This is a genomic window from Pseudoalteromonas sp. XMcav1-K (assembly GCF_044005875.1).
Classification (GTDB): Bacteria; Pseudomonadota; Gammaproteobacteria; order Enterobacterales; family Alteromonadaceae; genus Pseudoalteromonas; species Pseudoalteromonas spongiae.
Window position 1 is genome coordinate 65,903 of the sequence record NZ_JBIPJE010000039.1, and the last position, 15,392, is coordinate 81,294.

At 41.0% G+C, this 15,392-nt stretch carries 12 protein-coding genes; 7 read left to right on the forward strand and 5 right to left on the reverse strand.

What is annotated here, in order from left to right; genetic code table 11:
• Positions 1-120 precede the first annotated feature (120 nt).
• The 3 genes from ACHSBP_RS08700 to ACHSBP_RS08710 all read left to right on the forward strand — a co-directional run bounded on the left by ACHSBP_RS08700 (position 121) and on the right by ACHSBP_RS08710 (position 4,441).
• Positions 121-1,947 (forward strand): alkaline phosphatase PhoX, encoded by a 1,827-nt coding sequence (locus ACHSBP_RS08700; protein ID WP_395388589.1) that lies wholly within the window; start codon positions 121-123, stop codon positions 1,945-1,947.
• Between the two features lie 219 nt (positions 1,948-2,166).
• Positions 2,167-3,780, forward strand: coding sequence for a hypothetical protein (locus ACHSBP_RS08705; protein WP_395388590.1), 1,614 nt, complete (start codon positions 2,167-2,169; stop codon positions 3,778-3,780).
• On the forward strand, positions 3,764-4,441 hold the full coding sequence (locus ACHSBP_RS08710; RefSeq protein ID WP_395388592.1) for a manganese efflux pump: 678 nt from the start codon (positions 3,764-3,766) through the stop codon (positions 4,439-4,441). The genes ACHSBP_RS08705 and ACHSBP_RS08710 overlap by 17 nt, the downstream gene beginning before the upstream one ends.
• A 62-nt stretch (positions 4,442-4,503) precedes the next feature.
• Here ACHSBP_RS08710 and ACHSBP_RS08715 read toward each other — a convergent pair whose 3' ends face one another.
• The gene (locus tag ACHSBP_RS08715; protein ID WP_395388594.1) at positions 4,504-5,598 is read right to left on the reverse strand and encodes a helix-turn-helix domain-containing protein; all 1,095 of its coding nucleotides are present in this window, start codon (positions 5,596-5,598) and stop codon (positions 4,504-4,506) included.
• Between the two features lie 187 nt (positions 5,599-5,785).
• Here ACHSBP_RS08715 and ACHSBP_RS08720 point away from each other — a divergent pair, with 187 nt between their 5' ends.
• Positions 5,786-6,631 (forward strand): DUF2306 domain-containing protein, encoded by an 846-nt coding sequence (locus ACHSBP_RS08720; RefSeq protein WP_395388596.1) that lies wholly within the window; start codon positions 5,786-5,788, stop codon positions 6,629-6,631.
• Between the two features lie 148 nt (positions 6,632-6,779).
• Here ACHSBP_RS08720 and ACHSBP_RS08725 read toward each other — a convergent pair whose 3' ends face one another.
• On the reverse strand, positions 6,780-7,703 hold the full coding sequence (locus tag ACHSBP_RS08725) for an FHA domain-containing protein (RefSeq protein WP_395388597.1): 924 nt from the start codon (positions 7,701-7,703) through the stop codon (positions 6,780-6,782).
• A 98-nt stretch (positions 7,704-7,801) separates the two neighbouring features.
• On the opposite strand from ACHSBP_RS08725, the gene ACHSBP_RS08730 reads away from it, so the two are divergent.
• Positions 7,802-10,441: a protein kinase gene (locus ACHSBP_RS08730; protein WP_395388598.1), complete on the forward strand. Its 2,640-nt coding sequence runs from the start codon at positions 7,802-7,804 to the stop codon at positions 10,439-10,441.
• Here ACHSBP_RS08730 and ACHSBP_RS08735 read toward each other — a convergent pair.
• The 3 genes from ACHSBP_RS08735 to bcsD form a co-directional block, all read right to left on the reverse strand.
• Positions 10,419-10,898, reverse strand: coding sequence for a hypothetical protein (locus ACHSBP_RS08735; RefSeq protein ID WP_010559469.1), 480 nt, complete (start codon positions 10,896-10,898; stop codon positions 10,419-10,421). The genes ACHSBP_RS08730 and ACHSBP_RS08735 overlap by 23 nt on opposite strands.
• 90 nt (positions 10,899-10,988) lie before the next feature.
• Positions 10,989-11,150, reverse strand: a complete 162-nt coding sequence (locus ACHSBP_RS08740; protein WP_395388599.1) for a hypothetical protein — start codon at positions 11,148-11,150, stop codon at positions 10,989-10,991.
• An 8-nt stretch (positions 11,151-11,158) separates the two neighbouring features.
• Positions 11,159-11,611 (reverse strand): cellulose biosynthesis protein BcsD, encoded by a 453-nt coding sequence (gene bcsD, locus ACHSBP_RS08745; protein WP_395388600.1) that lies wholly within the window; start codon positions 11,609-11,611, stop codon positions 11,159-11,161.
• Between the two features lie 187 nt (positions 11,612-11,798).
• Between bcsD and ACHSBP_RS08750 the strand changes: the two genes are divergently transcribed.
• Positions 11,799-13,232 (forward strand): PepSY domain-containing protein, encoded by a 1,434-nt coding sequence (locus ACHSBP_RS08750; RefSeq protein WP_395388601.1) that lies wholly within the window; start codon positions 11,799-11,801, stop codon positions 13,230-13,232.
• Between the two features lie 21 nt (positions 13,233-13,253).
• The gene (locus tag ACHSBP_RS08755) at positions 13,254-15,368 is read left to right on the forward strand and encodes a TonB-dependent receptor (protein ID WP_395388602.1); all 2,115 of its coding nucleotides are present in this window, start codon (positions 13,254-13,256) and stop codon (positions 15,366-15,368) included.
• Positions 15,369-15,392: the final 24 nt, after the last annotated feature.

Genomic DNA, 15,392 nt, shown 5'->3' on the forward strand with positions numbered 1-15,392 from the left:
TCGCTAAGCATGTAACGTAATCAAACCGACTTCTTTTATTAATTATTCAGTAACTTATTTTTCATATTAACGCGACACCATAGGGCGCGAATTTAATTACCGTCACTTATGGAAAATAAAATGGAACATAAAAAAATAAAAATGAGCGCACTTGCGCTGTCAGTATTACTCGCGCTAACGGCTTGTTCAGATGGCGATGATGGCGCACAAGGCTCAACAGGGGCAGCAGGCCAAAATGGTACTGATGGTTTAGATGGCACAAATGGTAGCGATGGTTCAGCTGGTAAACTAACGCGCCTAGCAACAGTGCCAACAGGCGCAGAAGTGACGGGTATCTTTTTATCACAAGAAGGTGATTTATTTTTCAACGCCCAGCACCCATCAGACAGCAACACTGTAACGAATGCTGCAGGTAAAACATTCCACACAGGTACTGTGGGTGTACTTGCTGGTGTTAATTTTAATAACCTACCTGAAACACTGATTGATTCACCAGTACCGGTGAGCGATGCAGAGCGTCAAACAGTTATGAGTGCGTATGGTCAGTATCAAGTGCTAGGTCAAACTGGTGATACTTATGAAGGTAAATTACCAAAAGGACTGGGTCATATTTATTCAATGGTGGGAGATGAGCTGATCCTTGAAAACGATATGCCAGACTTTAACGGCTTTATTCAAACGGGCGCAGGTAAAGGCTATTTATTCACTAACTGGGAAATGTACCCAGGTGGGATGAGCCGTATGGCGCTTGAAAAAGATAATCAAGGCAGCTGGACAGTTACTGATGCCATGATGCTTGATTTTGATGGTGTAAAAGGCACAGCGGCAAACTGTTTTGGTTCAGTAACGCCATGGAATACACCGCTCACATCTGAAGAGTGGATCGTAAACTCTAAAGTAGATACTACTACTCACCCAGATTGGAACAACCCTGCAGTAATGAACACAGATATCATTGGTTACATGTGGCAACTTACAGCACCGGATGCGCCAAACCCGTATCGCTATGGTTATATTGCAGAAGTACAAAACCCAACATCAAATGAACCAATGGTAGTTAAGCACTACGCATTGGGTCGTTTTGAGCATGAAAATGCAACGGTAATGCCAGATGGTAAAACTGTGTATCTATCGCAAGATGATACCGGTGGTGTGTTATTTAAATTTGTTGCCGATACACCTGAAGATTTAAGTGCAGGCACGTTATATGGTGCTAAATTAACCCAAGACGTTGGTCAGAATGACCCTGCGACAACAGGTTTTGATGTAGCTTGGATTGAACTTGGTCACGGCGATAATGCAATGATTGAAGCATGGATTGCGGATTTTGACGGTATTGGCACCGATCAATATGTTGAGGGCGAAACAAGCTACATGACCATGGCTGACGTGGAAGCGTGGGCAAATGGCGCGGCAACTTACCCAACGGTTGCCAATGGCGGCGGTAAAGTGACTGCAGGTGAGCCGATGGATAACCGAGCGGTATTTCTAGAATCACGTCAAGCAGCGCGTTTAAAAGGTGCAACAGCAGAATGGCGTAAGCTTGAAGGTATTTCAATAAATACCAAGCGTGCACAAGAAGCAATTGAAGGCGTAAATACCATTGATGGTGAAGATGTACGTGATGCGTACGTGTACCTTGCAATTGCCGATTTAGATAACACGCTAATTGATAACGAAGGCGATATTCAGCTATCAAGCCGCGTTAAAGATTGTGGTGGTGTTTATCGTGCAAAACTAGAAGAAGGTTATAACATCAGCCGCATCGAACCATTAGTAATGGGTTCAACCTACCGCAGCAGCTTATCAGGAGCAGCACGTTGTGATGTTGACCAACTTTCACAGCCTGACAACGTAATCGTTATGGACGACGGCCGTATCATCATTGGTGAAGACGGTTTCCAAGAAAACAATACGCTTTGGCTTTATGAGCCTGTGAAAAAGTAAGCAATTGTTTTTAAGAGAAGTGAATAATACCAGTTTACTTAAGTAGCGGATCATCCTAGCGGACTAAATATCATGCTAACTGCGTTAGAATTTATCAATGTAGAACAACTACATAAGAACAATTCTGCCTTGTTATCATTTCATTTATCCAGTTCGACTCTTGATCACATACTTAACAGAATTGGTATAAGCACTTCTCATTTAGTTGGAAGAATGAGTATGAAATACCTAAACCTTGTACTTGCTGCGTTTATAACGTTTGCGAGTTTTTGTGTTTTTGCAAACAAACAAAATGCCAGTCATAACGCGCTCGATTACATTAAACACAATGAAATTTATAACCCTGAGGCGGTGATCCCACCGCAGTGTTACACTAAAACCGAAGGCAAAAACAACCCGTGTTATGCCTGTCACCAAACCTATAAGCACAGCGAAAAACGCCCAAATATTATGAATGACGGTGATTTACAGGGCGATTATCAGTTTTCAGATGAAGGCATGAACAACAGTTGGAAAAACCTGTTTATTGATCGCTCCGACTTAATTAAAGGCATCAGTGACGACGCCATTTTGGCTTACGTTAATCAAGATAACTATGGTCAGTTTGCACACACTCACCCTACATCGCCTCAAGCCAATGCAATGTTTATCAATAATTTGGCGTATCCTGCAAAAGCCTTTAATCAGCAAGGGCTTGCAAAAGATAACAGTCATTGGGTTGCATTTAACTACAAGCCGTTTCCAAGTACCTTTTGGCCAACAAATGGCTCAACCGGTGACGCGATGATCCGCTTGCCTAACGCCTTTCGTGAAATTAACGGCGAATTTAATCTTGATGTGTATTTTGCTAACTTAAGCTTGGTAGAAATGGCAATTAAAGAGCTGCCAACAATTTCTACCCCAGAAATTGACGAGCGTATTATTAATGTTGATTTAAATAATGACGGCACGCTTAGTAAAGTCACGCAAATCAATAAACAAAGCCACTACTTGGGTGACGCTAAACAAGTGCCACTTCACAGTATGCTGTATCCGAAAGGCACCGAGTTTTTACACACTGTGCGGTATTTAGGGGTTGATGAAAAAGGCGAAATTTACAATGCCCCGCGCATGAAAGAAGTGCGTTATATGAAAAAGCACGGATTCAAATCAGCCAACAAGCTGCGCGGTGCGTACACGCTTGAGGCAAAAGAAAAAGAGTTTGAGCAATTACCTAAAACCATTTCAATTGGCGAGCGCGGTATTGATAACGGCTTTAGTTGGACCATTAATGGTTATATTGAAGACCAACAAGGCAAACTTCGCCCGCAACATTATCAAGAGCTGATGTTTTGTAACGGTTGTCATAAAACCGTTGGTACGACTATCGACCAAACCTTTTCGTTTCCACGTAAAGTAGAAGGCAAACTCGGTTGGCGTTATATCGACTTAAAAGCGCAAAAAGATGTTCCTACGCTAGGCGAATCGCAAGGGGAATTTTTAACTTATTTACAACGCGTAGGCGGCGGTGATGAGTTTAGGCAAAACCAAGAAATGTTACTGCGCTGGTTCGACAGTGATGGCACAGTAAAACGCGATAAAGTTGCTAACCTTAGCAGCATTTATGAACTAATTATGCCGTCAAAAGAGCGCGCGCTTAAACTCAACAAAGCCTATAAAACCATAGTGCAGGAGCAAAGCTTTTTATTTGGTCGCGATGCCAATATCAGCAAAGCCAAAAATGTAATTGAACAGGTTGATGACAAGCAAGCACCACTTGCGCCTGAGCATCACCATAAGTGGGATATTAGACTTGCATGGTTAATGGGTGAAGACAATGCAGTTCGCCGCTGAATACCTTATTGCCTGTTTACTGATGGGTGCTGCGATTGGCATGGATGTAGCCCTAGTAACAGCGCTCTACAGTACCAAGCTTACGTGCCGTAAAACACGCACGAAATGGATCACCGGCGTGGTTGGCTCACACACACTTTTACCTATGTGTGGCTATTTACTAAGTTTTTACGGTATCAAATGGCTGCCTTGGCTAACGCCGTTGTTGGGTGTTGTCGCAATTGGCTTTATTGCGGTGTATTTGTATCACGAGATATTTGCCGATGATGAAACTGATCCGTTGGTCGCGACCATTTCGTGGTCGTTGATTGTTGCGGTAAGTTGGGATGCGCTTTGGTCGGGGCCTGCAAAGTCGGCGCAAGTAGTAGAGTGGCAAACCGTGTTTGTCTGGACATCATTTCTTATGGTGGGCGCTGTGGTGTATCTATTTACCCTTGCTGGGCTTAAAGTTGGCAAGCGCTTAGCGTGCAGGCAAAATAATACGCCATTTGTTTGGTTGTGGCTGCAATACGCGGCGATTGGTTATTTTGGTTTGCTGGCATTGATGCGCTATACCTTTGCGTTGGATGTACCCGACTGGCAAATTTTTGCGTTAAGCGCGATTATTATTCGCATTGTATTGGTAAAACAACGGCCGTTATTTTCAACTGCCTTATCGTAATTAAAAAAGGGCTCAGGCCCTTTTTAATTTATTAGCAACAACCGCAGCAACAATCGTGCTTGTTAACTTGCGTTAACTAACGCCTCACTCAAATGCATTTGACGAAATTGGTTGGGAGTAACACCTGTTTTGCTTTTAAACGCGCGGCTAAATGGCCCTACAGAAGCAAACCCGCTTTCAAGGCTAACCACTAATACCGACCAATCTTGTTTAGTTGTATCGGCCAATAACTCTTTGGCGTGCTCAATACGCAGCCCATTTATGTATTGATTGAAATTTTTATCACTAATGTGCGTTTTTAACGCACGGCTAACACGGTATTCAGGCACATCTAAGTGACGAGCTACATCTGCGACCTTGAGATTAGCTTGTAAAAATAAGGATTCGTTTTCAATTAATTGGCTAATTTGTGCGGCAAGTAACACGTCATTGTCAGATGGTAAAACACGGGGTTCTGTTGCCGCCACGAAATCTTTAACTGTATTTTCTGTACCAGCGTGTTGTTGCCAGTGGATTTTATTTCGCCAGATAAGCAAAATGTGAGTATTAACAACTACCATTAAAATAATGGCTGTGATCACCCACTGCTTTGCTGCTACATCACCGGCAAAGATGTAGTTGCTCAACTTGCTAATGCCTACCGCTAATGCAAAGGTTGATAAAAACCACACGCGTTGCAGTTGCTCTTTTTTTGTAGCGCTTTTAAAGCCGCGACACCCTTCCCAAAATGATAAAACCAACACGCATGATGACAGCAATATGGTGATTTCAGACAGTGCATGGCGAAATAGCGACTGCTCACTTGCATTAATTAATGCGGTGGAGCTTGCAAACAAATAACCTTGTTTAATGAAAATGAGTAATGAAATGACAAGCGCAAAGGCCAAGTGGTGCCGTTCAATGGCTTTTTCTTGGCGAAAAAAGCTACGCGACAATAGCCAATAGCAATTGCAGGTCGCTACGGTTCCTAAGCCAATTAAATATTTATAAGCGCCAATAGCATCGCCGCTTAGTTTTTGCGTCAGTGTCATGGCGATTGAGCCACAAAATACTGCAAATAAGATGTGCGGTAGTTGCTTTTCACGTACAAACAGTTGCGTAATTAAACCGCCAATGCTGATGCAAAGCACTAAAATATAAAAACTCGAAAGGGTCATAACAATATGTCAAAACCAGAATTAAACTAGCACTAAGTGTAACCAGCCCGCACCTATCAATCAATTTGCTATTTGTAAGTAACTTTTTCGTATTTTTTGTATGCCGAATTTCAAACTCGGCGCGAAATTTAATATTTGGTGTGCCAATTTATTAACTAAATCAATAAATTAAAAATTAGGGGCAGTTATGCAAAGTTTACTAGCAGATGGTGTGAAAAACGGCTTATCACCACAACTAATCTTAGATAAAAGCGTTAAAACCTGGTTTGTTACCGCTCTTTTTGGGCAGTGGATGTTCGCGTTATACATTCTTATTTTATATGTCATGCCCACAATCGCTGGTAACAGCGAGGTGACACATAATTTGTTACCAGGGCAAGGGGTGCAAGATAAACGCGTGTTTGATGGCGTAGTGTTTTTCTCTCATGTGGTACCAGCAATTATCTTAGCACTGTGTGGTATTTCACAGTTGGTACCAACAATTAGAAACAACTATCCGCGTTTTCACCGGATCAATGGTCGCATCTTCTTTATTTTGGGTATTAGTGGTGCGGTAACGGGTTTATACCTTACTTGGGTGACGGGCATGCGCTTTAGCGATATTGGTTCAATGGGCATTACGCTAAACGGTATTCTAATTCCAATTTTTATCTATTTTGCATGGCGTACCGCGTGTAAAAAGCAATTTAACTTGCATCAGCGTTTTGCTGTGCACAGCTTTTTGTTGGTAAATGGAGTTTGGACGTTCCGTTTGTATTTAATGGGCTGGTTTGTTGTAAATCAGGGACCGTTTGGTAATTCACGTAATCTTGATGGGCCTGCGGATATCGCAATGTCTTTTGCTTGTTACTTGTTGCCTATGCTCATTGCAGAACTCGTATTTTGGGCAAAACGTACAAATAACTTTGCAGTAAAATGGCTGGTAGCGTTTGTGTCGCTGTTTGGCGCGGCGATTACATTAATTGGGGTCGGGGCGGCAACGATGATGATGTGGCTGCCACGCATTGACAAGGTTTTTAACGCGCTTTTTTAACAGCTTTTTAGTGAGCAGTGTTAACTCGCTCCACGTAGCATGCATGATTAGCGAAAAGTAAATCTCAGCCACAAAAAAGCGCAACCAAGGGGCGATTCATTAGTTGCGCTTGCTCACATTGAGCAGTGCGAGGGCACGTTAAACGGTTTTAAGCTACTTTGCTTTGTGCAATATTAATCGTGTTACACTGCAAGCGAATTTCGCCGCGGCGTCTAGCAATAATATCAACGTCTAAATGTAGTTTTTTTGCCGCAGTATGCAGCTGCTTTCTAAAACGATAAAACTGCGTATTGATATGGGTTTCTTCCATGCGTGTTTGGCGCATTAATAGGCTTTTATCAAGCCAACCCGCTTCGCTGTCGGGTACGTTGTTTTGTTTGTCTTCCACGTATTTACGCGCAAGTAATAACACCAAGTAGTGGTGTGTTCTGTCTTCTAAATCAATTGATTGGCCATCAATATTTACAAGCACACCAACGTGCTCTTCGTTTTGGCTTACTGTAAAGTTCACATCTACTGTGTGCTCGGCGGTCTGTTCGCACTCTTGTGTCGCGTCAATATCGCTTGGCGCAATTAAAATGTATTGGTTGCTTTGGTAACGTACTAAATCGCCGTTATGAATGGCTTTAACATTACCTTCTTGCTCAAGTAACCATTGGCCCGAGAGCGTTTGGCTGATCATTTGTTCTTGGTCATCGCAATTAAGCATGTTTACGTGGTGGTTAAGGGCAAAGTCACTCACACTTTCATTGGTGCTTTTTAAAAATGGGCATGGCTGCTCTAAACTCGAAACTTGCCATTTTACGCTTTCGCTATCGCCAAACTGCACAACATCATTTATTTTTAAGTCGTGTTTGATGTTTTTAGCAACGCGTTTGCCATTAATGTAAGTACCGTTGGCACTGATGTCTTGTAAAAACCAATTACCTTGTTGCCATTCAATTAAACAATGGCTCCGTGAAACCGCAGTTTCTCTAATTAAGGTGTGTGCTGTTTCTGGGTGACGGCCAATAATGTGGTGGTCTCGCAGCTGAATTGTTTGCTCTGTAACCGAATTAGTAAATGTACCCATTTTTCCCTCATATCAACGCTTGGTATTGGAATCTTTTGCCGTTATTATGTGATGTAACTTTGCTTAATTACAATCAACAATAATAAAAGCTTTGCACTATGAGTAAATTATGCCAGCACTGTGGCAACGCGTTAGATGTTTCAACCGCTACTTGCACTCGTTGTAACGAAATTAACACGGGCGGTGATTTAGAAATAACACAAGTTATTACACCCGCAAGTGATGTAGCAAAAGAAGCTGCTATTGTCACCCAGCGAAACCTCAGTGACTTTGAAGTTTTAGGCACGGTTTCAGGTGGCTTTGCCACAATTTTAAAAGCTAAAGATCCTGTGTTGGATCGTATTGTCGCCCTCAAACTTGTACCAAACACGGATAAGCAAAGCGACTTAGTGCAAGAAGCCAAACTCGCCAGTAAATTAAGCCACCCCAATATTGTTACCATTCATGAAATTATTCAAAATGATGAACAGCTTGCCATAGTGATGGAGTGGGTTGACGGCGATAGCCTAAAAGCAAAAATCGCCACACAGCTACCATTAAAAGAAAAAGCCCATATTGCGCTGCAGCTGTGCAATGCCATTGAATACGCCCATAAAAACGACATTCTGCACTGTGATATCAAGCCTGATAACATTATGTTTGATATACATAATCAGCTTAAAGTACTCGACTTTGGTTTATCCCATGTACTCGGTGGTGAGTCACAGGCAGCAATAATCGGCTCGCCAACTTACTTAGCGCCTGAGCTTTATTTAGGGCAAAACGCAAGCAAACAAAGCGATTTGTATGCCCTTGGCGCCGTGTTATTTGAGTTATTTTCTGGTGAAAAAGCCTTTGATGGAAAATCACTTGAAGTGATAAAAGCACAAATCACAACCGGTGAAGCTAAAAATCTAGCTGATAAAAACACACAATTACCCGAAGCGATAATCACCCTTATTCAAAGCTTGCTGGTGGTTGAGCCATCAAAAAGGCCTGTTCTTTCAGATGTTATTGACGCTTTTACCGATTTAAACGACGCCTTAGTGCAAAAGCCAAACTGGTGGCAACGACGTGCGCCTTGGCAAAAAGTCAGTCTATCAGCGGTGTTTTTAGGTGTAATGGCAGTCCTTTTACAGCCTATTTTATTCCCGCCTAGCAATCAGCAGATACTTGAAAAGCGCATTAGCGAGAATAAACGTATCGCGGTATTGCCATTACAAAATATTAATGACGACCCGCAAGTACAGCTGTTTTGCCAAGGCTTAGCGGTAACGTTAAGCACCGAGCTTGGCAAAGTGGGTAGAGAAAAAACCAATAGCTGGGTTATTCCAAGCGCCGAAGTAGCCAAACTGAAAAATTTAACCGTTGATGACGTACACAAACGCTATGGTGCCGATTTAGTATTAACCGGCAGTATTCAGCATTTAGGCTCTCAGCGCTTAATCAATTTAGAGCTGATAGACGGTGCATCAGGTGTTGCACTAAAGCAGCAGCAATTTAAGGTAAATGCAAAAGACTTATTTGCCTCAAACCAAGCAGTGTTTGATGAAGCTATTACCATGCTTAATTGGCCAAAAAGTAATATGGCAAGTAAAGGTACTGAGTTTGATGGCGCCTATAAACACTATATTGCTGCAATTGGTTATACCTTTCGCTCAGACCAAAAAAATTATATCGATACTGCGATTGACCACTTTAAACAAGCCATTGAATTAGATGCTTTATTCATAAAGCCGTATGAGGGGCTAGCGTTTGCCTACAGGAATAAATTTCACGACACTAAAAATGAGCATTGGTTACTACTTTATGAAAAAACTATCAAGCAGCTTGCTGAACTTGACCAAAACCACGTTCAAGTTGGCTATTTGGCACATTCGCTTGCGCTTAGGCGTGGTAATGCAGAAAAAGCAAGTAATTTACTAAAAGCTCTAGTAATAGAAAACCCAAATGATGAGTACCTTCACTTTGAATTGGCAAGGGCCTATCAACAACTAAAAGAAAATGCATTAGCTGAGCAAAGTTATAAGGCAGCGCTAAAAATTACACCTAATCATTGGAAAGGACTTAATCAGTTAGGGCGCTTGTACTACCGAACTGCGCAATACGATAAGGCTATTGCAACCTATCAGCGATTAGTTTCCTTAACGCCAAAAAATAGCAACGCCTATATTGGTCTTTCGGCAAGTTTCTATGGTAAAGGCGATTTGCAATCGGCATTAAGCTATGCAAAAGAGGGTAATACTTTAAACCCAACCGCAACAGGTCATTCTAATATTGGCGGATTTCACTTTATATTGGGTCAATATTCAGAGGCAATTGCAGCCTATAAAATGTCAATTGCAATAGATAAACAAAATTACGTCAGTTGGGGCAATTTGGCGGATTCGTATTGGTTAACTAAACACCCAGATACAAACTCTACCTACAAACAAGCGGCTGATTTAGCGGAAAAAGTATTTTCAATTAATAAACAAAACAGCCGTGCTAAACTTGCTTGGGCTTATTATAAAGCACGCATCGGTGAAAGCGTGGATGCGTTACAAATACTAGATTCATTATCGCATCGGGAAAATGCCACCGAGTTTTATCTTGCCGCACAGGCCTATGATGCGCTGAATGATGCTAAAAGCGCACTTAAAAAATTAAAGTTGGCGATAGCAAAAGGTTACCCAAAAGAGGAGGCGATAACGTCTCCCCTTTGGAAAAACTGGAATGAACCAGAACTCCGGTCAATTATTGAGGATCAACATCTTTAACTACAATAATCGGATCCCAACCAATCGTAAACTCTTCTGATTGGCCTTGAATATCAAATTGAGCAATGATAGTCATTGTTACATCTACCGGAAATTGTGCATTATCCAGTGCCTGATAACGAGTAGCATTAGACGCGACGCCTAAACGTAATGCTTTAAGCGCTGGGTCATGAAACCACTCAAAATAAACTGGTTGACCATCATTATCCGTTGGGTTAACAACAAAATCGACTGTTGTGCCTGGTTTAATGGTAATTGTTGGCGGATCAAATGAATCGCCGGACGGACCTGAAATATCAATTAAACTATCTGGATCAGACTGCTTATCAACTTCATAGCTAATGAAAGTGTCACCTACCATTGCAAAATTGTCTTTGCAATAAACCACTTTACTTTTAATTGCTGCAAAAATTTCATTTAACTTAACGGTAATAATGACTGTAGGGTTATCATACATTATGTGAATTCCTATTTTATTTTGGGAGAGAATTTTAGTTATATTTTTATAACGCTTCTTATTATCGGCAACTGCCTGACTTTATTTACTTTATTTGTATTTAAAAATCAGATCAGAAGGCACAACAACCTTATGTCGTTTAAACATTTCTGCGAGTGTTTCATCTTGTTTTGGCATGTACTTAGAATGCATTTTCTTTTTTGCAAAAGTGACATGAATAATATTGTTACAAGCAGTATATTGAGTCGTCATAGTCTTTCCTAAATGACGTAGTAGCTTAAACGCACTGCAATGTCATCAATGTTTTCAGCATTCACTTTCTTAATAATGCCTTGGTATGGTGCGCTGGCGTTTTTTAGCCACTCGGAATAAAGCCCTGTTAAAAACGCGTCACCGTATTCTTGGTGTTCGGGTTTTAAAATAGCACAGAGCGGTGAAATGTAATGTTCAATTACTAAGCCATTGTCTTTTTCAAAAATATTGCAGTGACCCCAGCGACGTTCAAACCAAAACTGGTTTATGCGTTCATTGAGTTCTACTAATGTTAGCTCAGGGTGAATGTCTAACGAGCGGCTGGCATGTTTGCCCATTTTAGTTAAAAACGAAACTCGCTCTTGTGCGGGATAAGATGCTTCTAAGGTATCGAATAACGAACTTACAAAAAATTGCCACTGCCCTGAAATATTTTGTTTTACTAATGATTTTAAATGCATAGCGTATTGCAAAGTAACCTACTCACAGACATAAATCTTATGGATTCAAGAATAGGATAAGGTGCGCATTGGGTGTATCACGTTTTATTACACCAAGGTGATTTGTAAACTGCGACATTATGTCGCATCAAAAAGTAGTTACAGATAAATACAATAAGCACTAAAAATTAATAATTAAATTAGTCATATGATTAAATCATTTTTGGTGTGGCATAAGCGATTTGCGTTATTTGCATGTGTGCCATTTATGCTGTGGGCTGCGTCGGGTTTACTACACCCTTTTATGTCTCATTTTACTAAAGCTGAACGCATTGTTCCCCTGCCAGTCACGATCAATTCTGCTGCTATTGCACATTATGTCCCGCTTGACAGAGTGCTAGAAAAACACGCGATTTTTGCATTTAGTCACGCCAGTCTAGTGGATTACCAGAATCGCTATTATTATCAAATTTCGCAAAATGTTAATGGTGAATTGCACACCAAGTACTTTGATATTGAGACAGCAAAGTTATCGCATGACTTAAGCGATGCTGTTTATGCAGAGTATTTGGCAACAAAATGGTCAGGTAAAGCAACCCGTTCGATTCATAAGCTAACTACGTTTACTTTTGGTTATAGTAAAATAAACCGTATTTTGCCTGTCTATAAAATAGAGTTAGCGGATGAGAACTTAATTTACATAGATACTTTGGGTAAACGTATCGCTGCACATAATACGCCATTAAGGGAGTCTGTGTCGTATTGGTTTGGTCAACTACATACGTTCAGTTTTTTGGGGAATACCCATGATTTAACACGTATTTTACCCATGCTTATTATCAGTGTGTCGTTGTTTTTGATGGCGTTAAGTGGCGTAGTTGCGTACTCCTTACTGTGGCGTAAAATCAAAGACACCCGCTATTCAAAACAACGTTTACATCGTTTATTTGGCGTTTCACTCAGTGTGTGCTTGTTGGGCTTTTCAACCAGTAGTATGCATATTCTAATTGATAAGCTATATCCAGAAACATTTAGGCAAATTGTTCCTAGTAACACGCTTTCTAGTAAGCAGTTAAAACATGATCCTATTAATAGCTTAATAAAATCCGATGGCCACAATTTCCAGTTGGTTAATATTCATGGCGAAATGATTAGCCAAATTGTTCATTTTCAAAAGCGAAGCCGCTCATTTAGCTATTGGCAGCAATCGCAACTTAAGTTGAATGATCTTGCTTTAGCAGAAACAATTTTGGCGCAGCAATTAAATCTTTCAGCGCCGATCGAAACGTGGCAAAAAGTCGATAAATTTGGTCCAAGCTATGCCTTTATCAACAAGCGGCTACCTGTTGTTCAAGTCACTTTTGATAATGATCCCACCATTTATAGTGTTGAGGTCCACACTGGTTACATTGCAGCAATTGACACGCCTTGGCAGCAAGCTCGCAGTTGGCATTTTGGTTATCTGCATAAATACCACTTTTTGAATCCAATTGGTAAAGGATTACGAGATAGCATCATAACGCTGATAATTATCGCATTACTTAGCACAACAATACTTGGTTTGTTGCTTTATATCTCTCGATACAAACGCAGAGCAACATTAACTAAGCGCCGCATTACATTTAATCAAATTAATAATTAATCGAAATAAGGAATTTTATTCATGACTGTTTGTTTCAAGCGCTCATTACTTGCGCTCGCAGTTTGTTCGCAGTTTAACGTGCTGGCTGATGAAGCGATGAATGAAGACATTGAAAAAATTACGGTTACAGCAAATCGCTTAGGGAAAGCTAATACTGAACAAGCATTAAGTATTGGCAGTGTTAGCAGTGAGGTGATTGAAAAAGACAATGCACAACATTTATCGGAGTCGCTGCAAACGATTTCGGGTGTGTTGATTAACCAGCTCTCCGGTGGGCAAGGGCATAATGCTGCTATTCGCATGCCAATCAATTACGGCGGTTACACGCTTTATTTGCAAGATAATATTCCGCTGCAATCAGCGGCGTTTTATAACCATAACGCGCTTTGGTGGGCGAGCAGTAATTCGTCATTATCGCGTTTAGAGGTAATGAAAGGCGCAGGTACTAGCTTGTATGGTTCCGGTGCGGTTGCAGCAACTGTAAATGTGATTTCTGCACCAGTTAGTGCCAATAAAAATGAATTATCAGCAACAATAGGTGAGCATAATTATCAACGTTACAACGGAAGTTATACACATTTAATGGGAGAGGATAATGGTGTTCGCATATCTGCTGGCTATCTAAACAATGATGGTTGGCGTGACAACAGTCACCTTGAAAAATTTGAGTTTAATACATTACATGAATTGCATATTGATGCGCAGCAAAGTATCAAAACCAGCTTTATTGCATCAACATTAGATCAGCAAATGCAAAGTTCGCTTAATGATGAACAGTTTGCCGATGACCCAACGCAATCTGGCTTACCAGAGGAAGTTGAGATATTAGATCCAAGGCGTAAAACCGATTACATGCGCCTAAGTTCTGAATATCAATATCAAGGTGATGACGTGTTTGCCTCTGTTATTCCATACGCACGATTTAGAGACAATAACTATGTCGCGACTTGGCAGCCTAATATGCCGCAAGTTGAATCGAGTGTGACCACTTTTGGCTTACTTGCGTTAAGTAACTTTGTGCATACAAACGACTTTGAAACTACCGTGGGTGTTGACTTTGAATATTCAGAAGGTGATGCTTATTCGTATCAACCCACTACGCGTATCACAACGGGCTGGGGAGCGGCGACCTATCCAGAAGGGCATGTTTTTTATGATGATAAGACCAGCTTTACTGGCATATCGCCTTACATTCAACACATTGGTTATCTAACCGATGCACTGAGCTACAGTTTAGGACTACGTTACGATAATAACCGTTATGAGTTTGATAATAACCTGCCTGTTTATGACGATGACGGCTTCGGTAATCGTTCAATTGCTAGCCGCAGTGACAGCTACCAACACTTAAGCCCAAAAGTGAGTGTGAATTATTTGCTTGATAAGCAAATGAGTGTTTACGCGCGTTTTGCCAATGCCATTCGTATTCCAACAGCGTCAGAGCTTTATCATTTGAAAACTAAAGAAACCAGCGCACAACTTGGCTCGTTGGATGAAGAAACGTCCGACACCTATGAAGTGGGTTATAAAGCAAACTTAGATAAGTTTAGTGTTGAATTGGCATATTATTTTATGGATGTAGACGATGCCATTGTGACTGCCTATGATGACTTTGGCGCTAGCTACCGTGTTAATGCTGCAAGTGTTAATCACCAAGGGTTTGAGCTTGGTGTGGATTATCGGATCAATCCTATTTGGTCTTTGGCTTTAGCTTATTCGCAATCTAATCATGAATTTGATCATTACATTCAAGATCAAGGGCGTGTTGATTACCGCACTAAACAATCAAGTGAAGTCGATTTATCGGGCAACAGCTTACCTATGGCACCTGATTATGTTGCCAACGTTCGCTTAAACTATAAGAGCAAAGCTATATCTGGCCTTCATATAATTGCTGAAATGCAAAGTATTGGAGACTACTGGATGGACAGTGAAAATACCCGTGAATATTCAGGTTATACAATCGGTAATTTAAAGGCAAATTATGCAATAAACGATGTATTTGAAGTGCATGCGCGAATTTCAAATATCACAGATAAGCAATATGCGTTACAAGCTGAAATTCGCTACGGGAAAACACAAATTCAGCCAGGCATGCCACGTACTGTTTATGTGGGTTTAAAATACCGCTTCTAAACGCTTAGCAATACCGTGTTTTCC